This window comes from Methylobacterium sp. Leaf106 (assembly GCF_001422895.1).
Classification (GTDB): domain Bacteria; phylum Pseudomonadota; class Alphaproteobacteria; order Rhizobiales; family Beijerinckiaceae; genus Methylobacterium; species Methylobacterium bullatum.
Genome location: NZ_LMNB01000023.1, coordinates 43,033 through 63,002 on the forward strand (window position 1 = coordinate 43,033; position 19,970 = coordinate 63,002).

Below are 19,970 nucleotides of genomic sequence, written 5' to 3' on the forward strand. Positions count from 1 at the left end.
TCCAGCTAAGAGCTCAATCTCACCTCCGCTACCACGCAATGCGAGCGCAAATCGGCAAAGCGTTCGTCAGCTCGTCAGTGCGCCGACCGAATTGATATTTTCATCTTAGTGTGCCTCACAAAACTCCCGGTCGCGGTCCGTTCTGGCTCACGGCACAACGGAGCAGCGGGAGTTTTGCAAGAGACACTTAATCGGCGCACCGGATGAAGCCTCAGGAAGCAGCGTAACAATGGGCTGCCGGTTCGCAACAGTCATCCAAGCTGATATCGCCCGTGCGATTCGAGCCGTCCAAGCCGCTGAGCAGTCAGCTATGCGTGTGATGGTCAGAGCCAACGGCGTCGTGGTTGAGACGGTGCGCCTCGTCGGCCCACGACAATGACGACAAGGCGCACGCCGATATGGACAGAGAAAGTACCCAGCACTGCGCATAGCTTCAGGAAGGCTGGAGCCCGCCGAGCGGCCGAAGCGGGAGCCGCTGAGGCGCAGCTTAATGCCCTCGACGGATGGGCGCCGGGAAGCCGTGAGAGTGCAACCTGTACGAGAACCGCGGATAATGCCCGATTGGCCCGCGAGGCTCCGATTTATCCCGCACCGGTCGAAAAGGTGCGAAAAGCGGGGCCAAAAACTAAGTCAACATCAGTCACTTAGTTTTTGCTTGGTGCCCAGGAAAGGACTCGCTAGTCCTACCCCTAAATCATTGAAATCGCTAGACTCACCGGATAGACCATCGCTGATTTGTGTACCGGTCCTGTGTCCCGGAGTCGAATAGTTTGCGGGTAGAAAGAGGCTTTCTGATGTGTCGCTTCGCTGGGTGGCCTGTGGTCGCCTATGGGCGGCGACCGATGCAAGAGCGCAGGTAGAAGTTCTGCCTTAAGGACACGCTTTCGCTAGACCAGCCCATCGATATTATCGAGAAGTGACATCCAGCCCCTCTCGATATCGTCGATCGTCTGCACCCTGCCGTATACGTCGCCATGCCGTCCAACATGGTAATGGGCACCGAGGCGGCGCGCTCCTTTCGAGAAATGCCCCACACGGACCACCCCAAATGCGCCTCTATAGAAGAAGGAGCGATAGGTCGAACTCCGGCTTCCCCACGCCGAACCTCCGCTGGCACTCTCGAAGATGCGGCAACTCACGCCTGATTGTGGGCGAGTCACAAGAACCAAATCGAAAAGTCGAGCAACTGTCTGTCGCATCTCGTCAGTCTGGCCAGTGCGCGGAATGTCCTTGCACTCGTAGGCTGCAACGGGCAGCCCACGTGGCCGACCTCCTCCGTTGTTTCTCAGGGCTGAGGCAATCTCCTTCGGCAGGACTGACACGTCACATTCGTGCGTTGCGTTGCTTCGGCCCATCCACTGGAGGCTTCCATGCAATTCCAGCGAAAAGCTATCGCTCTTCCTTTCCATAAGAACGTGGCACCGGCCCGTGGGATGAGATTGCGGGATCCCGGACTGGGATACCGGTAGGCCGAAGCTGGCTCCGGTTGGCAGAGGCGTTTCATCGGCTCGTCTTAAGGTCACGTTCCATTTGTTTGAAAGGCGGGCTTTGTCCGCCAAGCGCATCAAAACCCAAGCCTCCAGTGCCTTTCCGGGCCCGTTCGGCACCGCCGCAATGCCATGGGCGACACGGTAGCGCGCCAGCATCGACCGAAGCTGGGTGACAAGTGCTGGATCTAACGGCATTAGCTACTCGGCCTCCGGCGAGATCGCGGCAAGAATACGAGCAAGCTCGTCTGCGTCCTCTTGGTCGCCAGCCGGAACTTTTCGGATAGATTCCTCTGGATCTCCGTCCGCAACTGGTATGAACGCGACACGAACTGACGAGCCTTTGTCTGATGGTTCCATTGAGTCTTGAATACGGCCTGCGATGCGCTCAGCCTCAGCAAGCCGGCGTACCGGCTCAACTAACCGAAGCCGAATGAGACGCACGGCATGTCCAAGTTGCTCGTCGCCGGGGATAGCCTCGCGGCGCGTAGGGAGATCAACAAGCGGATCTTGAGCGTGGGTGTCATCCGGAGGGGCGCCGAAATCTCCCGGTTCGCGCACTTCACGACCGAGGCCGATCTCGCTTAGTAATTCTCCAGCGAGCACCTCAAAGCCTTCGTTATTGAGGATCGTCACCAACTCCATAACGTCCGCGCTTATGGGCATTTAAGGAACTCTGCTCGCTTAATCACCCAGACACACGTCAGGCCGCTGGGCAAATTGATTTGGAAAGAGGCGAAGCGCTTGCCCTGCGACAACGTAGCTGAACCTAGATGTCGAGCAATGTCGGCCGTTCGCAGCATAAACACAAAGACGGAGCTTGCCGCTAGGCGACTTACCCACAAGCTAGGTTACCGTTTCCGCCTACACAGAAAGGATCTCTCTGGCAGGTCTAATCTCACCTTTCCAGGAAAGCAAAGAGTTATCTTCGTGCATGGTTGCTTCTAGCACCAGCACCCCGCTCCGAGCTGTCGCCCTGCTACTCTTCCGCGCAAACAACAGGGTTATTAGCACCCTAAGCTCGCGCAACGTGGAAAGCAATGCTCACAATACAGTCGGTCTTATGGATTTTGGCAGCAAGGCACTTTTATTATAGGAAAGCGAATTGCGCGACCTTGAATCTATAGAAAGAAGCTTACTATATTTTCTTGGCTCAACAATATGGATAGATGTCAAAGTGGAGAAACAGACTGCTGACATCCTGCCGACGCACTAACCTGGCATTAGCCCTTGAAGCGACGTGCCTTGAAGCAAGACTGGGGAAACGGCTGACGCTTGCGACAAGTCGGATTGAAACCGGAGGCCACTGACACCCGGTGGGAGGTCCCCCCTGATCGCAGGTATATCCCGTAGGTCGAACCACTGCAGACTTTCACGGCACATCGGCTCGTCGAACGTTGCGTCGAGAGCCGCTGGAAGGGATTGCCCCATAGTTGAGGCAACCGTCTCTCTAAGTCGAACAGCAGCGTTAGGCGCTGATGGCAGGCGGTCCTCAATGCGCTGAAGCAAGTTGCCGACGCTTGTGCCGCCCCCAGCCGCCTCGACCCTAAACGATGCGACAAGAGCGACGCCCTCTGGAGGGTGGCACTGCTCCCACGAAAAGGAGTGCAGGCGAAACTGCATGGATGTCGCCTTGCACTCGACACGGGCGTCCGCGCCGGCGAAGTCAAAGCTGTCGGTTGGAGAAATCCGCCAATTGCTGATTGCTTGCTCTGCGTCTGAAGCGAGCAACAGCAGCATCAGTTCTCCGATGAGGCCGGTCACGCTTTGCCTTGAGGACCGCCCCAGGGCTGAGAAGATCGAGGCAAACCTTGCTACTGCGTGCGCCGCTTCCGCCATGGTCGGCCGCGCGCCGAGGAGCCGCAGGAAGCTCCCCGCCGTCTCAGTGAAGAGTGGCAAGGCATCCGGATCAGCGACGCACTCGATGACGCTAATCCGCCGCTCTTCAGGCCCCTCATCACCGACAGCTATCGAGCACGCCACGTCGAATGAAGCAGTTAGCCCAGATAGGCGTATATCCGGAGGGCGCGGGCCGCCAGCGGCGGTGCAAAGAAGGAGGCTTGGCCTGCCTGCTGCGGAGAGCGCCACCATATGGCCAGCATATCCCGGCAGGGGCAGAGCCGAGAACGCGGCTCCTGGCCTGCCGCCCTCAGCGGACAGCCGCGTGAACAGCGTATGGAGAACTTCGGCGATCAAGCGCCAACTCCGTCATCGCTCTGCTCTGGCTGCCGCTGCGTGACTGTAGGACGAACGCCACCGGACGGAAACTTCACGGCGAGGAACGGCACGTTGCGAGCAATGATTTCAAGGTCCTGCCGCCTCGGACGCCTGACTTCCAGATCCTTTGCGCGCGTAAGGTCAAGGCGGTGCACTTGTACCGTCACGCACCGATCGTTGTAGATTGCTCGGTCACCAGGATACACAGAGCCGCGTGCGGCTACCGGCTGCACCGGAGCCTCGCCCTGGAAGAACTGCTTCACACGGCCAGTTTGCTTGGTCCCACGTTCGCGAGACCGCCCCCCGCTCATGAGCACAACAACCGCCCGCGCGTCGCTATCTTGCTCAAGTAGGTTCCCCAGCTCCGCATTCAGGCTCGTCCAGCTGCTGATCTCACTCGGGTCGCGTAGCCGGAAGCGCGCGGTCAATTCCTCGACGACTTCACGGAGAGGAAGTGGATCGGTGATGAGGTGCTTCTGCGCGTCGGTCCGGCTCACATGGCCAGTGTCCTGATGCCACTGGTGCGAAGCTACGAATCCGTCCACCACATCTCGGTTGTGCTCCTCGAACCCCAGATTGCCGAGAAATGCCTGTGTCGTGATCCACCCGTCGGGATCGGCAAAGCTGCGGCTGTAGGCGTCTCTCAGGACGTCGTCCCGACAAGGTTTCAGGTTGGGGTCGAGGACGAACCTGCGTGGCCAGTCACTCAGAGGCTCCCGCTGGTCCCTCACTCGCAGAAGCTCCCTGCGCATGAATTCTTCATGCTCGACGTAATCCTCAAACCCGAAGTTAACCCCTTGCTCCAGGAATACCCTGCAATATCCGAGATATGGCTCCTTATAGCCGAAGAACCGGGCACGCTGCTGCATGGTGTCAGCGTTACCTCCACCTAGCCCGCGCGGCATGTATGTGACCGTCAATCCTTCAACGGTGAACCCGCGGTCCATTGCTTGGCCCCCAACTAGGATCCATCCGTAACGCTGGCTCCAGTCGATGATCACGGCCTCTCCTTGCCGTCGATTTACCTCCTTCATGTCCGTGTCATTGAATGCAACTCTGAAGTGTGCCCTCACACTCTCGAAGGACGGCATGCCGCTGCTTACCGTCACCGCGAGGTCATCGTAGGCAGCCCGGAAGGTATCTGCTAGCGTGTCCGCGGCGCTTCGGTCGGCGTCATTTCGCCTGAATGTTGATCTCCAGTCGTGAAAGAGGTCGTTGATCCAGTTCAAGTAAACTTGGTGATCTGCGGTCTTGACTGATGGATGCACGAGCATCGAGCGGTTTTTGCCGTCGGTATCCCCCCGCGCACAGGCTGCAGCAACACCCACCATGAAGAGGCGTAGGGCGTACTCGAGTGTCGGTGGAACAGCGACTAGGGGAGCCGTGGGTGTTGGTATCTCCCCTGCCGGTATTCTGCGTACGATCCGCTCATGCTGGAGTGGCCTCAGAGGCAATGGGGTAGCTTGGCCACGGTTTCTCGCTGGCCCGAAGAACGTGATCCCACCGGTGTAGCCAGCGCCAGGCTGAAGGACGTCAACCCACCGCGCTGAGAGGCTGTCGATGATATTGATGAGTAGAGGCGCCTGGGGGGTAGCGGTGTACTGAAGATAAGTATGCGCGGGCAGAGCGCCCCGCAGGTCCATTAGCCTAGCGTAGGTCGTGCTCTGTCGCGCACGCTGAAGTTGGAGCTGAGCTGATCGCCTCGCTTGAGTATTAAGGCTCGCTTGGTCTGCCTCATCATCGATGATGAGAGCGGAGACGCCCGTCAGGTCGAGCCGCTGCAATAGCCGGGTTAAATGCCTCAGATGCGTGTGCTGCTTCATCACTGTGATGATGACCGTCTGGCGCTGCCGCGGTGGGACATGGGGGTCGCGCCACTTGTCCAGCAATCCTTCAATACCGGAAGCGTCTGTGACCTTAGGATTGTGGTACGGTGCCCATGCGCGGCGGCCGTCCGTTCCGATCTTCAAGTCCTCACGAATTCTTCTCTGGGATTGATCTGCTAGCTGCGCCGAGGATCCGGCGAGCACCACAACCAACTGGAAGCCATTATCCCGAGCCATCGCCATGACAGCGGTAAAGGAGAGCGTTTTTCCGCTTTGAACGTAGCCGACGATGAGCCCCGTGTCTGATCCGGCTTGTCCTGGTGGTAGCCCGCGGCCCAGAATCGCGCGAGTTGCCTGCGAGACCTGCGCCTGGGCTTCTGGCTTATCAGCGAGCTTATTTGCCAACAGGCTTGTCAGTTCAGGCCCAGTTGGATCCGGCTCCCATTGCATGTCCTCCGGGAGCATGCGTGTGTCCACGTCGAGCGTAACTGCGGCGATAGGGGTCTGATCGGTCATGATGACTGTCGCTAGAGGGTACTGAATACGTCGCGCAGCAGTTCGTTGGCCGTGCGACGGATAGCTGATGGGCTCTCTCTTCCGAGGCTCCGGAGCAGGGCCTCAGCGATGCCGAGCGATGCCGCTACGCGCACAAGCGCCTGCATGACTTCCGGCTCTCTTTGTGCGAAGCGGGTCATGAACGGGTGGCGGCTTGAGAGTTCGATCTCGAGCCGCCGGCCACCTACGCCAGCGCGGACGAGTTCGGCATCCCTGACCACGAGCCACTCGCCCAGACCCTCGTCCTCAGCCACCTTGACGACGACGGTCCAGCGCGAACCCTGGAAATCGAAGGGCAACTCGGTACCGGCCAACGCCAAGACCGGACTCGCGCAAGGAGTTGTGCAGGATGCCGGCTCGGGAACCGCGGCCTGCTGCGCGGCTGGGGGCATTGCCCCCTCCAGGTTGCCCCGCATGTCATCGGCCGTGGATGAGACCGCCGAGATAGCGCTGCGCTGCATGGCTGGCCGCGGCGCATTCTGCCTGTGCCCCTCTCCTTGTCGCAAGATCTGGATTTCGCCGCCATCGAGTTCCTCGGCAAGGAGTTGTGCGAATGCATCCTCGTCCGCCCAACGGAAGCCATCCTTGGTATGGCTGACGTCGAAGCCCTCAAGATGAAGCTCGCCGAACAGGCGCTGATGTCGGTAGCTGTTGGGGCTCCCGAATACCTCTGGATGCTTCCAGCCCTCATCAGCGCTCCCCTGGATCAGGCGGTTCCTACGGAACAGTGCGAAGCCAGCCTCAGCTCCCTTGCCTTCCCTGCGCAGGGCCGCGAACCCATGTGCTCGCTGCCCTCCGCCGAGGTCGATGTTAACATCTTTTTTCCAGGTGACAGCTGGGCCGGCCGGTTCCCTGTAGTAGGGCGCCGAAAGGATCTCGGGCGCGCGGTAAGAGAGCTTCACGCCACCGACCCAGAGATCAAGCGTCCCGTCGCGCAGGTAGCACCTGTATATGTCTCGCAGGTGGTCCCTGACTTTGCCAAGTGTCCTTCCGGCGACTTGGACGTGCAGATCCTCCAGGATGACCTCGGTGAAGTGATTGTCTGGAGGGCACGGCATTGTCTCAACGTCGAGCTCATCAAGATTCTCGGCGACAATCTTCGCAACGTCGAAGCGAACAATTCTTTGCGTAGGCTCGCCGAGTGCACTTGTCTTTACCTCCCAGCGGCTCGCAAACCAGCATGAAGCGCTCTTCATGCCCATGCCGAACTCACTGAGCCCTGACGCGTCCGGCGGGACCTCGGCAGGCCTGAAGGCGCGCTCGAAATCAGCCTCGGAGATACCCGCGGCATTGTCTCTGATCGAGATGCGGCCCGGTGCATCCGATTGTACCTCTATCTTCACGGTAAGCTGCGGCCGCGCGCCAACCGCGATTAACCGCTCGCGGTTAGTCAGGAAGCTCTGGAGGGCGTTGTCGACGAACTCCGCCAGGGCGAACCAGGCGCGATAGTTTAGGTGGCGCAGGGAGCCGAGGATCTTGATGCCCGGCCGTATGCTGATTGTCTGGAGGCGTCCTGCACGTTCAGCCACTGGTCACCTAGGCTGCAAGAGTCTCGAGATGGCTTGGTTCTGGAGCTGAATCCGAATCGATCAGCGCCCGCGCGATGGCCTTTACCACCTCGACGTTCACAGCGTTTCCAAGCGCCTTGAACGCCGCGGACTTCGTGCTCGGTAGGTGCTCAAGGCTACCCATACTCTGGAGGCGGCTGCACTCGCGCTCGGTCATGTACCGCCGCTCCCACGCCACCACCGGGACCTGGCTCGTTGTCATTGCCACAAGGGATGGCGCGCGGCGCGGGGACTTCACACGGATGCCGGATGCGCGGAACTGGATGAGCTTGTTCCAGACGCTCCGCTCCTCGTCTCTGCAGTTCCACTCAAGCTTCTGGAAACTCGGTGCGAAATCCGCGATCCGCGGCATCCAACTATCGATCAGCTGCTGGTTCCGCCTATAGAATTCGCGGTTCTTACGGATGAACTCGATCTTCCACGCTGGAAACCGGCTAGATTGCTCACGGGCGTAGGAAGGCAGCGCAGCCGCGACTTGGTCAGCAAGCATCCAAGACATGCTGCGCCCAAGTGCACCATTATACTTCGTAAGACCTCGAAAGCCTTGAGAGTAAGGCGTCGAGTCAATGTAAGGGTACGTCGCACCCCACTCCATGGCCCACATCGGCCAACTCGGAAGCACTTCGTGTGGAGGCAAGGAGCGAATTAGATCCTCCCAGGCCGTCAAGTAATCAATGAAGCGCGGCTCGAGGTACCGTGCCTCTGTGGGATTTACATCCAGCACTGAGCGTACCGAGAGATCCTCGTAGGCGCGTCCTGTTGGCCATTTAAACGAGCCGAGACTCACCCGCCGACCTACAATGAAGCAGCGTTCACGCGTCTGCGGCACCCCGAACATCTCAGGGGACAAACGCTCCTCGGAGATGTCGTAACCCACCGCCACTAACTGCGCGCGTATCTGACGCCAAGTTTCGCCTCCGAGATGCCGCATGAGGTTCGGCACATTCTCCATGATCAACAGACGTGGCTTATGATGATGCAGAATTTCCAGAATGTACCCGACCAGATCACCATATTGCGGGCAGTTGAGGCCTAGCTGGTCGCCTGCCTTAGAAAAGTTCTGACACGGAAAACCAGCGCAGAGAATATCATGTGGGGGAACGTTCTTGGGATCAACTAATCGAATATCACCGTGAGGCAATATCCCAAAGTTTTTTTGATAAAGCTCCGCAAGTGCTTGGTTTGCTTCACATGCAAATACGCACTTAGACCCTAATGATGAAAGTGCTTGATGGAATCCACCGAGGCCGGCGAATAGGTCAATAAATCGGAGGCGTGACGAAGCATCTAGCACGGCCTCCTCGGTCAGGGATGCATTAGGCATGCCTGACGCATCCTATCCGGTGTCCGTGTGGCATGTTTGTTCCCGTCCCTACAATTCTCAGGCTCTAATGCCGGTCCATTGGGTTGCATCATGACGGGATTCTGACACCGGGGTAAAGTCATCACCCTCAATGAGCGGCGCACAACTTTCAGAGCGTTGCGTTCACGCATCGCCCAGCCCCCATACGGCCCCTCCAGCGCTCCATAACGTGCTGAAGACGCCCACCAAGGGAAAGAAGCCTGAGAAGATCCCGGAGCTTGAGAGCGGCATGCTCCTTATCGATAGCGACGACGAGGTCGACAAGAATTAATCAAGATCGTGGAAGACCCGTCTCTGGGCGACCTAGCCTCGGCCGATTGCGCTTGAGCCCATCCACGACGCAACTGGTGGCCTCAATCTCCGTGCCATTAGCCGCCCATATCCGCGACATATTGACGCTAAAACCGCCTGTTGTTGCATTAAATCATGAAATATGCGAGAACAAAACGAGCACATATGAGTTATCCACAGGATGCTCATGCGTTGCCATGTGGGCGGTGCGACAAGAGATTAGTAGGTGGGTCTGCTCGTAGGTTCCCGCCACCTACCTCACCGCCCCATGCACAAACAGAAGCGGTCTCTTTCCGGTGATCCTCCGCTTCGGGCCTTCCAGGGCCGCCATGATAACCGTTAGGGTGCTGGCACCCCTTACAAACCAGACATTTCCCGGCGGAACTAGATTTCTCCTTCAAGGAGAATGACTCCGACGCCTCGACTGCCCGATGCAGGCTGAGAGATAACCCGCACAACGATGCCCTCAGGCGCAGTCAGCGCCATGCTGTCCCGGCAACGATCAGGGAGGGGGAGCGACTGGTCCACGATACGGATATGCGGGCTATACGGGAACGGAAGCATTATCCCTCTACCGCATCCTACACCCAAGGGATTCCTTGGAGACGGGGGGAGTAAGCGGAGGTGGAGCCTTGCCCTCATGCATCCGGGGGCCGTCGCCACCAACCCACCATGAGAGAGCAGACTCATAAAGGAGAGAGACCTTCCCACCATGGAAGGCGAGACCTCCTGCCACCTGCTGTGCTGATGCATAGAAGACACACCACGACAAGCTTGTGCTCACACAGGAAGCCTTCAAACCCGCCCAGGTCCGACCGGGCAGAAACAAAAAGAGATATTATTATTTATCTCTTATAATCCCAGATACAGACAAATAAATTCCTTGTTTCCCTACGGAACCGAGGCCACACCATCAAATCTAGGGCGCCTGAATTACTGCCTATTTATCAGGCAATTATATTGCCCAGGTTGTGATATCTGATCGGCCCTTCAAACTCGCCTCGCCATAACACGTGACACCTGTACGGCACTCCATGATCCGCCTCGGACAGTCGGCACGCTACGGGCATTTAAGGCTGCTGCAATATCGCGCAGACTGACGGCACCAGCCCCCTTAATCTCCTCGATGACGCCAGACAGGTCGGATGCACGGTCATTCGCCTTAGCCTTGGAAACTGCTGTTCCTTTTGCCTTGGCCTCTGCTGAGAGGGTGACACCCCGATCACCACCCAAGCGGACGCCTCGCGCCTTCGCTGCCTGTAGCGCAGCTTTCGTCCTGGCCGAGATGGTGCGCCTCTCCTCGTCTGCCACAACAGCCATGATGCCGATGGTCATACGATTAGCATGTGGGTTGTCAGCGGCGACGAACTCGATGCCGGTCTTCTCCAGGCCCAGGAGGAAGCCCGCATCACGAGAAAGGCGGTCAAACTTCGCAATAAGAAGCTTGGCTCCATAGATGCGGCACGCCTTGATTGCTGCCTGTAGCTGCGGACGGTTCGAGTCGCCCTTGCCTGACTCCGTTTCAGTGAACTCGCCGCACACCTGCCAGTCGCCTCCGTTGAGATAGACTGACACAGCTTGGCGTTGAGCCTCAAGACCCAAGCCGCTATCACCCTGCCGCTTGGTCGATACTCGCGTGTAGACGACGAACTTGCCCTGAACCATGCCTGATCCGCCCGTGTGACAAGTCAACCTACGCTCGTTGATTGGAATGTAACAGGGTCATAGGTATTGGCAAGCGGTATCCGCACGGCTCCCTAATAATATTCGTCCAGTATCAGACCTTCACTCCCACGACTAGCATATTATGCATCGAAGAAGAAAGAGGGGGTAGTGTCTTTTTTGTAACAGATAGCCGCCCTGGTCGGCCGACCATAACAGTAGTTGTACTATTTTTGTTCGGATTTACATTCTTCCACCCCCAAAAGGAATAGCCAATGGATGATGAAAGCTATAGAGCACGAACAACTTAGATACCCAGGTAAACGGCGAAGACCAGATCACATCTCTAACCGCGAAGCAAAGCGCTTTAGAAGCTCGGGTCTAGTCGATTAATGCGGACATGAAGGCCATCGGCCGTGTCCAATCTGGAGATCATCCGCGCCAACTATAACGGCCCCGCCTATCCGAGTGGGTCATTTAGGTACGGGAGCTTTTAGGCATCGACCTCGGTTCCTCAGTGACAGGAGAACAGGACGAGTTGGATGATACGTATTTTCGACCCGCGTACTGGCAGGCTCGTTACCATCGAACAGCCGAAGCCGAGTCCGCAACTGAGCCCCTCGGCGGACCAACCTCAACCGAAGTCTAAGGCGTCATTGGGGGGACTGGCATAGTACTATCAAGTTCATTAGCGACGGATGGAACGGGCATCCTGGCGATTTCTGCGGCAAGCTGCTCAAGCCCGAAGTGCCGATACCGTCCAGCTACAGAGGCTGCCGCATGGCCCTGGATATGATCAGCTACGGAGTCGGATAGACCGATCCTGCTGGCCTTCGACTTCCACCAATGCCTCGTAGCATGAGCCGGACTCTTGCGGTCATCATCGAAACCGCGAAGCTCTCGTATCCACGAAGATAGATGGTTGCGAGGGCCGACGCTGGCGTGGCGCGCGGAGGTTGTTGTCGCTCGGCCATAGAACAACGGGCTCTCGCCCTTCTCCTTCACGAAGTCGAGGAAGCCGCTCTCAAGCAGGACGGGATGCATTGGAATCGTCCGCTCACTCGTCGCATTCTTCAAGCTCCCGCCATCGGAAGCCGGTTCGATGACGATGCAGGGCACACCATCCACAGTCCGCACACGATCCCCTGATAGCTGAGCCATCTCGCCGACCCTTGCGCCTGTCGTGACGAGAAGCAGGGGAAGCCACCGGCGGTAGGCCAGCGTCTCGCGTTCCGCCGCTTGTAGCAGCCTTGCAATCTCATCATCGGTGTAAGGGAGCTTCGATGTCCCCGCCTTGGCTTTGGCCGAGACCCTTATGCCATCGGCAGGGTTCGTTGGGACGAGCTTGTTGGCAAGGGCGAACCGATACAGCGCTCGAATGCAGGCGAGATCGGAGTCATTCACGGTCTTAGACGACCGACCGGCGGCAACACGCGAATCTTTCCACTTCACCACGTCATGGTCGGTGATACGGGCCGCGTACTCATGGCCGACGCTACCCTTGAGGGACGAGATGATTCCCCGCCATGTGGTGACGGTGGAGCCCGATGGTTTGGTCTCCCGCTCCCAACGTTCGAAAAGGTTGGACAGGGTGATGCCGGACACTCTCTCTTGGAAGGGAGGAAACCTCAACGCATCCGGGTCCGGCCTGAAATCACCTGACGCGTGGCGCTTCAACTGCCATCCGGCCTGCAACGCTGCCCGAGCGATCTCCTGCAACAAGGCGAGGTGGGTTCGACTATCGACTTCGATCCCGTGCCGCCCAAGGGTCCAGTACGCCAACCTGCCGCAACGCTGTTCTAGAGCTTCCGTCTCATTAGTTCTGGGAAGCTCGTTGACGCCCAGGGTGAGGGCCGAACCATCATGGGCACCGAAGATGATGTAGGCCGCACCCTGCTCATCGGTTCGGCTGGTCAGTGCTATGGGAGGGACGCCATCTATCCGGCCTTCAAGCGCCGCTCTAGTGAAGGCTTTCCAGCTTTCCCATTCCTGAGGCGTGCCCGGATCGTCGCCATACTCGGCTATCAGATGCCGGTAGCATTCGCCTGCCAGTGCCGTGACCTGACGCTGAGAAAGGGGCACCGGACCCGTGCGAACTGCGCTGTAGAGCTTGGAAAGGGTGGCGATAATCGCAAGGCGGCGCACGTCGGCTGTCGCGGCATCCCGTGTTCGAAGCGAGACCTTCGCAAACTCGCCCAGACGGAAGCTAACGAAACAAGCCGGGTCGGCGGCCGAACCTGGAAGCTCAACCGTGACGATGCGACCGCGAACCAATTGGACCACGTCAGCTGGAACACGAAGCTTGAACTGGATGTGTCCCGAATCCGCTCGGGTAGCGTGCCGTTTCATTGTGAGGATCATGTGGGAGTGTGACCCGGTTTTGTGTACCGGTCTGACCCAAAAAATCCAATAATATCAACGGAGCAACGACTTAAAGTCGCTTGGTGCCCAGGAAAGGACTCGAACCTTCACCTCTTGCAAGACTGGTACCTGAAACCAGCGCGTCTACCAATTCCGCCACCTGGGCCGGTCGGCAGATGTTTGCCGACGCGGAGGTTCGTTTAGGCGGACGGGCCGGCCGCGTCAATCGCGATTCCGGCCCGTTTCGCGGATTCCGCCCAAGCTGGGCGCTCAGGCCTCGCCGCGCCACTCGCGGATGTCGACGAAGCGGCCGGCCACGGCGGCGGCGGCGGCCATGGCGGGGGAGACGAGGTGGGTGCGCCCGCGATGGCCCTGGCGGCCCTCGAAGTTGCGGTTCGAGGTGGAGGCGCAGCGCTCGTTGGGGCTGAGGCGGTCGGCATTCATGCCGAGGCACATGGAGCAGCCCGGCTCGCGCCAGTCGAACCCGGCCTCCTTGAGGATGAGGTCGATGCCTTCCGCTTCCGCCTGGGCCTTCACCACGCCGGAGCCCGGCACCACCATGGCCGAGACCGACGGGTGGACCTTGCGGCCTTCCACCATCTTGGCCACGGCGCGCAGGTCCTCGATGCGGCCGTTGGTGCAGGAGCCGATGAAGACCCGGTCGACGCTGATGTCGGTGATCTTCGTGCCCGGCGTGAGGCCCATATAGTCGAGGGCCTTGGCCTTCGATTGGCGCTTGTTCTCGTCGGCGATGGCGGCCGGGTCGGGCACGAGGCCGGAGATCGAGACCACATCCTCGGGGCTGGTGCCCCAGCTCACCAGGGGCGGCAGGCTCGCGGCGTCGAGGCGAACCTCGCGGTCGAAGAAGGCGCCCTCGTCGGTGGCGAGGCTGTCCCAATAGGCGCGAGCCCGCTCGAACGCCTCGCCTTTGGGGGCCTTGGGGCGGTCCTTGACGTAGGCGTAGGTGATGGCGTCCGGTGCCACCAGGCCGGCGCGGGCGCCGCCCTCGATCGACATGTTGCAGATCGTCATGCGCCCCTCCATCGAGAGGGCGCGGATCGCCTCGCCGGCATATTCGATGACGTAGCCTGTGCCGCCGGCGGTGCCGATCTCGCCGATGATGGCGAGGATGATGTCCTTGGCGGTGACGCCCGGCGGCAGGATGCCGTCCACGGTCACGCGCATGTTCTTGGCCTTGCGCTGCAGCAGCGTCTGGGTGGCGAGCACGTGCTCCACCTCCGAGGTGCCGATGCCATGCGCCAGCGCCCCGAACGCGCCGTGGGTCGAGGTGTGGCTGTCGCCGCAGACGATGGTCTGGCCCGGCAGGGTGAAGCCCTGCTCCGGGCCGATGACGTGGACGATGCCCTGGCGGCGGTCGAGGGCATCGTAGAACTCGATGCCGAAATCGCGCACGTTCTCGGCCAGGGTCTCCAACTGGAGGCGGCTCTCCGGATCCTCGATGCCGAAGCGGCGGTCCGAGGTCTGGACGTTGTGGTCCACCACCGCCAGGGTCTTCTCCGGGTGGCGCACGCGCCGTCCGGCCACGCGCAGCCCCTCGAAGGCCTGTGGGCTCGTCACCTCGTGGACGAGGTGGCGGTCGATGTAGAGGAGGCTGGTGCCGTCCGGCTCGACATCGACCACGTGGTCGTCCCAGATCTTGTCGTAGAGGGTGCGCGGGGCAGTCATGGCGTGGCTGTTTCGGTTTTCGTCGTTGATCGGATCGCGGGCGGATATGTGACTCTCGACCTCTTTAGTAATGTTCGAAAGGCCCGCTTGGAAGTAGGCCGGCGCACACGGCGCATCGGGCTCATGACTGCCGCCCACGCGCCGCATGGCGGCCTTGGCCGATACGGCCCCGCCGCCATGGCTGGACCCTGCCCGGACGGGGGATTACAGCCGTATCCTCTCATGGCCACTCCTTCCATGGCCGGTTCCGGGGACGGATGACGAGCGCGACATGCAGCCTGCCGACCTGTTGCTCCTGAAGCCGATGCAGCCCAGCGTGATGGAGGCGCTGGCTGGCGCCTTCACCCTCCACCGTGCCGACACCGCGCCCGATCCCGACGCCTTCTATCGCGAGATCGGACCGCGCATCCGCGCCATGGCGATCGGGGCGCAGGCCCCCGTCGACCGCGCCCTCTTCGAGCGGCTGCCCCATCTCGAGATCGTGGCGAGTTACGGCGTCGGCTACGATACGATCGATGTCGGCGCCGCGGCGGAGCGGGGCATCGTCGTGACCAACACGCCCGACGTGCTCTCCGACGAGGTGGCCGACCTCGCCCTCGGGCTGCTCCTGGCGACAATCCGAGAGATTCCGCAGGCGGACCGCTACCTGCGCGCCGGGCACTGGCCCACGCGGACCTACCCGCTCACGGCGACCCTGCGCGGCCGGCATGTGGGCATCCTCGGCCTCGGCCGGATCGGGCGGGCCATCGCGCGCCGCCTCGAAGGGTTCGGCGTGACCCTGTCCTATCACGGCCGCCGCCGGCAGGAGGACGTGGCCTATGCCTTCCACCCGACCCTGCTGGAGATGGCGCGGGCGGTGGACGTCCTCATGATCGTGGCGCCCGGCGGCCCGGAGACGAACGGCATCGTGAATGCCGAGATCCTCGGCGCCCTCGGCCCCGACGGGATCGTCGTCAACGTCGCCCGCGGCAGCCTCGTCGACGAGCCGGCGCTGATCGAGGCCCTGCGATCGGGCGCGATCCACGGCGCGGGGCTCGATGTCTTCGCCGCCGAGCCCCACGTGCCGGAGGCCTTCCTCGGCCTGGAACGGGTGGTCCTGCTGCCGCATGTGGGCTCGGGCTCCGTCCAGACCCGCGAGGCCATGGGCCGGCTCGTGGTCGACAACCTGCTCTCTTGGTTCTCCGGCAGAGGGGCGCTGACGCCGGTGCCGGAAACGCCGGCGAACGGAGCAGCCCGATGATTTGTCTCGCACGGTCCCGCGCCGGATTTCTCGCCGGCCTGGTGACGATCGCGGCCCTGGCCGGTCCGGCGCAGGCCCAGACTATGACCCAGAATGGGGGGCAGGGGATGGCTCAGGGTGCTCCCCAGACACCCTCGACGCCGACCGCGCCCCCGTCCGCGTCGCCCGCCCCGACACCTTCGGAGCCCCCCGCCGCCGGCGGCCCCTCGGAGACGCCCGCCGCGGCGAGCCCGCCCCCCGGCTTCGTGGAGACCCTGCCGCCCACCATCGAAGGGGTTCCCGGCACCTGGGACCTGTCGCGGGACGGCAGCACGCGGCGCTGCGTCATGACCCTCGCGTCGCAGAGCTTCGAGGGCGGGCGGCGCCTGTCGTTTCCCGCCGGGTGCCGCCGCGCCCTGCCGATCCTGAACGAGGTCGCCGCCTGGCTGTTCGTGGACGGCGTGGTCCGCCTCGTGGACAAGAACGTCCGGCCGGTCCTGATCTTCAAGGCGCGGGACGACCGGCGCAGCCTCATGGCCAAGACCGAGGGGGGCGAGGTCTACAGCCTCGTCCCGCTCCAGATCGTGGCGATGGCACCGCCTCCCGCGCCGGCACCGGATGGCGGCGCCGGGTACAAGCTCGAACGGGACGATCCCACGGTGGCAGGGGGCCAGAATACCGGGGCGCAGACCAGCGCAGCGACGCCTGCCGGCCCGCGGCCGACGGCGGGCGTCTATGCCCTCGACCGCTACCGCGAGCAGGACGTCTGCCGCCTCGAACTGAAACCTGCCGAGGGTGGTGGGACCGCCCCGATCCGCCTGCTCGAGGGCTGCCGCGACAGCGGGCTGACGACCTTCGATCCGGCCGCTTGGCTGGCGGCTCCCGGCCGGCTCACCCTGGTGGCACGGCGCGGCCATGTGGTGGGGCTGGTGCCGGCGGGGGAGAACCATTGGCGGCGCGAGCCGGAAGTCGGCACCACCTTCGTCCTGCGCCGGATCGAGGGCGGGGCGCCCAGCGGTTCCCCCTAAAGGCCACGCCTGATAGACCCTGCCGCCGATGCCCTACACCGTCGCCGCCCTCTACCGCTTCGTTTCCCTGCCCGACGCCGCAGACCTGCGCGACGCGTTGGAGCGGCGTTGCGTGGAACTCGGCATCCTCGGCACGCTCCTCCTGGCTCGCGAGGGGATCAACGGCACCATCGCTGGCAGCGCGGCCGGCATGGCCACGCTCCTGTCCGACCTGCGCGACGGCCCGCTTTTCGGCGAGCGCTTGAGGGATCTCGACGTGAAGCTCTCGAGCGCGGAGGCAGCGCCGTTCAGCCACCTCAAGGTGCGGGTGAAGCGTGAGATCGTGACCTTCGACGACGGCGCCACCGATGCGGGCGAGGCGGGAATTCCCGTGCCGCCGGAGGCGTGGAACGCGCTGCTCGATACGCCGGGCCTGCTCCTCCTCGACACCCGCAACGCCTTCGAGGTCAATCTCGGCACGTTCGAGGGGGCCACCGATCCGCATCTGTCGCGGTTCTCGGATTTCCGGGCCTATGTCGACGGCCTCGACCCCGCCGCGCATCCGGCGGTGGCGATGTTCTGCACCGGGGGCATCCGCTGCGAGAAGGCCGGGGCCTACATGCGCGCCAAGGGGTTCGGCACGGTCCACCATCTCGAGGGCGGCATCCTGCGCTATCTCGAGACGATCCCCGAGGTCGAGAGCCGCTGGCGCGGCGACTGCTTCGTCTTCGACCACCGCATCGCGCTCGGACCCGGCCTCGTCGAGCGGCCCGACCACGATCCCGAGACATTGCGATGAGGCGGGGCCAGCCATGACCGACGACGATACGCTCTCGGCCCGCATCGACGCACTGGAGATGCGGCTGACCGAGCAGGACGTGGTGATCGACGACCTCAACGCGACGATCACCGCGCAATGGCGCCAGATCGATGCCCTGACGCGGCATCTGGCCAAGCTCGTGGAGCAGGTCGAGGAGGCCGGCGCCCGCACCGGCACCGGCGCCCCGGAACCGCCCCCGCCGCATTATTGAAGCCCCCCAAACACGCTCCGGCCGGCGGTGGAAGGCCGGCGTCGCGGTCCTCGTGACAGGACGCCGTTATCGGGTCCCGCCCCGAAGGACTAGGGCGGCCGGATTCTGGCCTTCACCTCAAAGGTGGACGTTCCACCGTCGACTCGACGGGAACATCGTTCGTTGCCAACACGGCTGATGTGCCCGGGGATCGGGAGGCCTCCCCACCTATCCCTGCCCATTGATGAGTGCCTTCAGACTGCGTTGACGCTTCCGCGGTAGACGAGCTCATCACCGAGGCAGTCTTCATGCAGCCACCTCAACCGATGACGACTGTCACGATGAGCCGCCGCGATCCCGCCCGCCCTTTCAGCCCTGATCGACGTGTGGTTGCTCTCGACGGTCTTCGAGGTCTCATGACGATCTTCGTTGTGATCTCGCATTACTTCGGCGAAGTGCCGAGGGGCCTTTCCGTTTTCATGGTGGGCTGGCTTGCGGTGGACATGTTCTTCGTGCTGAGCGGCTACCTCGTCGGCAAGCTGATCCTCGACAAGAGCCATGCGCGGAACTTTCTGACCGTCTTCTACGTGCGTCGGGCCTGCCGCACGCTGCCGATCTACATGTTGTGCGTTCTTGCGATCTTCGGTCTCGTTGGCTTGGTCGATCGGCCCTGGGCACACGCCGACACGACCTTCCCGCTCTGGTCCTACCTCACCTTCAGCCAAAACGTGTTCATGGCGGCCCGCAACGAGGTTGGACATGAGTGGCTCGGTCCGACCTGGACGATGGGCCTCGAAGAGCACTTCTACCTTGCGCTGCCACTCTTGTGCCTGCTCGTGCCGCGTCGCCGCCTCGCTGCAGTACTCTGCATCATCATGCTCGCGGCGGTGTGCGCTCGGGCAGGCATTCTTCTTTTGGCGCCGGACTGGCGGATGGCGACACTCGTCTTCCTGCCCACCCGAGCCGACGTACTCATCTGCGGCGTGCTCGGCGCACTCGCGATAGCTTCGCCGCGAACCTTAGGAGCACGCCTGGAGTTGCCGCTGCGGCTGGCCGCGCCGCTGCTTCTCCTCGTCACGTGCCTGTTGAAGCTGATGGACAGCGAACAATGCATCGTTTTTCAAGTCTTCGGGCCGCTCGCCGTTTCACTGGGATGCACCGCCTTTCTCCTGACCCTCGTGCGCGGCGCACCCGAAGCGATACGCTTCCGTTCGCCGATCCTGTGCTTCTTCGGCACGACCTCCTACGCCGTCTACCTGACGCACATGCCGGTTCTGGGCCTGATGCACGGGCTTGTTCTCGGCACAAAACCCGATGTCGGAACGGCGGCGCAATGGGGGGTCACCGTCGCGGCCCTGCCGGTCTGCGTTGCCGTAGGCTGGCTTCTGACGCGTCTCGTGGAGGCGCCGATCAGCGCATATGGGCGCAAATGGTCCTGGCACGAGCCGGCCTCCGCGCACCCTCGAACGGCGGTATCGGCCGTTTGAGATCAATCGCGCGGAGCGTGCGCCCGGCGAGAGCTGCGCCCGACCACGTCGGGTCGGAGCACATCTCTCGGCCTTTGTTGTGCCGCGCTCTTCTTCGCCGAACCGGCATCCACCTCGACGTCTCGGGCGAGGTTTCCGCAAAGGATCCGCCGCACGCTTCGACCAACTCGCTTGTCCCCCGGTCGTCCATGCCGGTCGGACGAGCGCCGTCCACGACGAATCATGACGTCC

The 19,970-nt window shown here is 61.8% G+C and carries 14 protein-coding genes and 1 tRNA gene; 6 read left to right on the forward strand and 9 right to left on the reverse strand.

From position 1 onward, the window contains the following. Positions 1 to 1,688: 1,688 nt before the first annotated feature. Positions 1,689 to 2,126: a hypothetical protein gene (locus ASF34_RS22800; protein WP_156465712.1), complete on the reverse strand. Its 438-nt coding sequence runs from the start codon at positions 2,124 to 2,126 to the stop codon at positions 1,689 to 1,691. A 144-nt stretch (positions 2,127 to 2,270) separates the two neighbouring features. Here ASF34_RS22800 and ASF34_RS23775 point away from each other — a divergent pair, with 144 nt between their 5' ends. Continuing rightward, positions 2,271 to 2,435 carry a hypothetical protein gene (locus ASF34_RS23775; protein WP_082494155.1) on the forward strand — a complete coding sequence of 55 codons (165 nt, stop codon included), beginning with the start codon at positions 2,271 to 2,273 and terminating at the stop codon, positions 2,433 to 2,435. A 264-nt stretch (positions 2,436 to 2,699) separates the two neighbouring features. Here the strand turns inward: ASF34_RS23775 and ASF34_RS12055 are convergent, their stop codons facing one another. The 8 genes from ASF34_RS12055 to leuC form a co-directional block, all read right to left on the reverse strand. Beyond that, positions 2,700 to 3,683, reverse strand: coding sequence for a PD-(D/E)XK motif protein (locus ASF34_RS12055; protein WP_082494156.1), 984 nt, complete (start codon positions 3,681 to 3,683; stop codon positions 2,700 to 2,702). Then, complete coding sequence (locus tag ASF34_RS12060; protein ID WP_056161324.1) at positions 3,680 to 6,046, reverse strand: Z1 domain-containing protein; 2,367 nt, start codon at positions 6,044 to 6,046, stop codon at positions 3,680 to 3,682. The genes ASF34_RS12055 and ASF34_RS12060 overlap by 4 nt, the downstream gene beginning before the upstream one ends. Positions 6,047 to 6,057: 11 nt before the next feature. Next, positions 6,058 to 7,614 (reverse strand): ATP-binding protein, encoded by a 1,557-nt coding sequence (locus tag ASF34_RS12065; protein ID WP_056161326.1) that lies wholly within the window; start codon positions 7,612 to 7,614, stop codon positions 6,058 to 6,060. Between the two features lie 7 nt (positions 7,615 to 7,621). Next, the gene (gene dcm / locus ASF34_RS12070; RefSeq protein WP_056161328.1) at positions 7,622 to 8,977 is read right to left on the reverse strand and encodes a DNA (cytosine-5-)-methyltransferase; all 1,356 of its coding nucleotides are present in this window, start codon (positions 8,975 to 8,977) and stop codon (positions 7,622 to 7,624) included. A 1,320-nt stretch (positions 8,978 to 10,297) separates the two neighbouring features. Continuing rightward, positions 10,298 to 10,972 (reverse strand): recombinase family protein, encoded by a 675-nt coding sequence (locus ASF34_RS12075; RefSeq protein WP_056161330.1) that lies wholly within the window; start codon positions 10,970 to 10,972, stop codon positions 10,298 to 10,300. 642 nt (positions 10,973 to 11,614) lie between these two features. Then, entirely contained in the window at positions 11,615 to 13,330 is a 1,716-nt protein-coding gene (locus ASF34_RS12080) for a tyrosine-type recombinase/integrase (protein ID WP_082494157.1), read from the reverse strand. 81 nt (positions 13,331 to 13,411) lie between these two features. Beyond that, positions 13,412 to 13,496, reverse strand: a tRNA-Leu gene (locus ASF34_RS12085). A gap of 104 nt (positions 13,497 to 13,600) precedes the next feature. Continuing rightward, complete coding sequence (gene leuC / locus ASF34_RS12090) at positions 13,601 to 15,016, reverse strand: 3-isopropylmalate dehydratase large subunit (RefSeq protein WP_056161335.1); 1,416 nt, start codon at positions 15,014 to 15,016, stop codon at positions 13,601 to 13,603. 271 nt (positions 15,017 to 15,287) lie between these two features. On the opposite strand from leuC, the gene ASF34_RS12095 reads away from it, so the two are divergent. The 5 genes from ASF34_RS12095 (at position 15,288) to ASF34_RS12115 (ending at position 19,739) form a co-directional block, all read left to right on the forward strand. Then, a complete protein-coding gene (locus ASF34_RS12095) occupies positions 15,288 to 16,256 on the forward strand; it encodes a 2-hydroxyacid dehydrogenase (RefSeq protein WP_056161336.1) in 969 nt (322 codons plus the stop codon). After that, entirely contained in the window at positions 16,253 to 17,263 is a 1,011-nt protein-coding gene (locus tag ASF34_RS12100) for an AprI/Inh family metalloprotease inhibitor (RefSeq protein WP_056161338.1), read from the forward strand. Before ASF34_RS12095 ends, ASF34_RS12100 begins: the two co-directional genes overlap by 4 nt. A 28-nt stretch (positions 17,264 to 17,291) precedes the next feature. Next, complete coding sequence (trhO, locus tag ASF34_RS12105) at positions 17,292 to 18,041, forward strand: oxygen-dependent tRNA uridine(34) hydroxylase TrhO (protein WP_056161340.1); 750 nt, start codon at positions 17,292 to 17,294, stop codon at positions 18,039 to 18,041. 13 nt (positions 18,042 to 18,054) lie between these two features. Beyond that, positions 18,055 to 18,273, forward strand: coding sequence for a SlyX family protein (locus ASF34_RS12110; RefSeq protein ID WP_018045441.1), 219 nt, complete (start codon positions 18,055 to 18,057; stop codon positions 18,271 to 18,273). Between the two features lie 395 nt (positions 18,274 to 18,668). Continuing rightward, positions 18,669 to 19,739, forward strand: coding sequence for an acyltransferase family protein (locus tag ASF34_RS12115; RefSeq protein ID WP_056161342.1), 1,071 nt, complete (start codon positions 18,669 to 18,671; stop codon positions 19,737 to 19,739). Positions 19,740 to 19,970 lie beyond the last annotated feature (231 nt).

Coding starts and splice junctions, on each gene's coding strand:
- dcm (WP_056161328.1), bottom strand. CDS start 8,977: ATGCCTAATGCATCCCTGACCGAGGAGGCCGTGCTAGATGCTTCGTCA.
- trhO (WP_056161340.1), top strand. CDS start 17,292: ATGCCCTACACCGTCGCCGCCCTCTACCGCTTCGTTTCCCTGCCCGAC.
- ASF34_RS12110 (WP_018045441.1), top strand. CDS start 18,055: ATGACCGACGACGATACGCTCTCGGCCCGCATCGACGCACTGGAGATG.
- ASF34_RS12075 (WP_056161330.1), bottom strand. CDS start 10,972: ATGGTTCAGGGCAAGTTCGTCGTCTACACGCGAGTATCGACCAAGCGG.
- ASF34_RS12080 (WP_082494157.1), bottom strand. CDS start 13,330: ATGATCCTCACAATGAAACGGCACGCTACCCGAGCGGATTCGGGACAC.
- ASF34_RS23775 (WP_082494155.1), top strand. CDS start 2,271: ATGTCGGCCGTTCGCAGCATAAACACAAAGACGGAGCTTGCCGCTAGG.
- ASF34_RS12100 (WP_056161338.1), top strand. CDS start 16,253: ATGATTTGTCTCGCACGGTCCCGCGCCGGATTTCTCGCCGGCCTGGTG.
- ASF34_RS12060 (WP_056161324.1), bottom strand. CDS start 6,046: ATGACCGATCAGACCCCTATCGCCGCAGTTACGCTCGACGTGGACACA.
- leuC (WP_056161335.1), bottom strand. CDS start 15,016: ATGACTGCCCCGCGCACCCTCTACGACAAGATCTGGGACGACCACGTG.
- ASF34_RS12115 (WP_056161342.1), top strand. CDS start 18,669: ATGACGATCTTCGTTGTGATCTCGCATTACTTCGGCGAAGTGCCGAGG.
- ASF34_RS12095 (WP_056161336.1), top strand. CDS start 15,288: ATGCAGCCTGCCGACCTGTTGCTCCTGAAGCCGATGCAGCCCAGCGTG.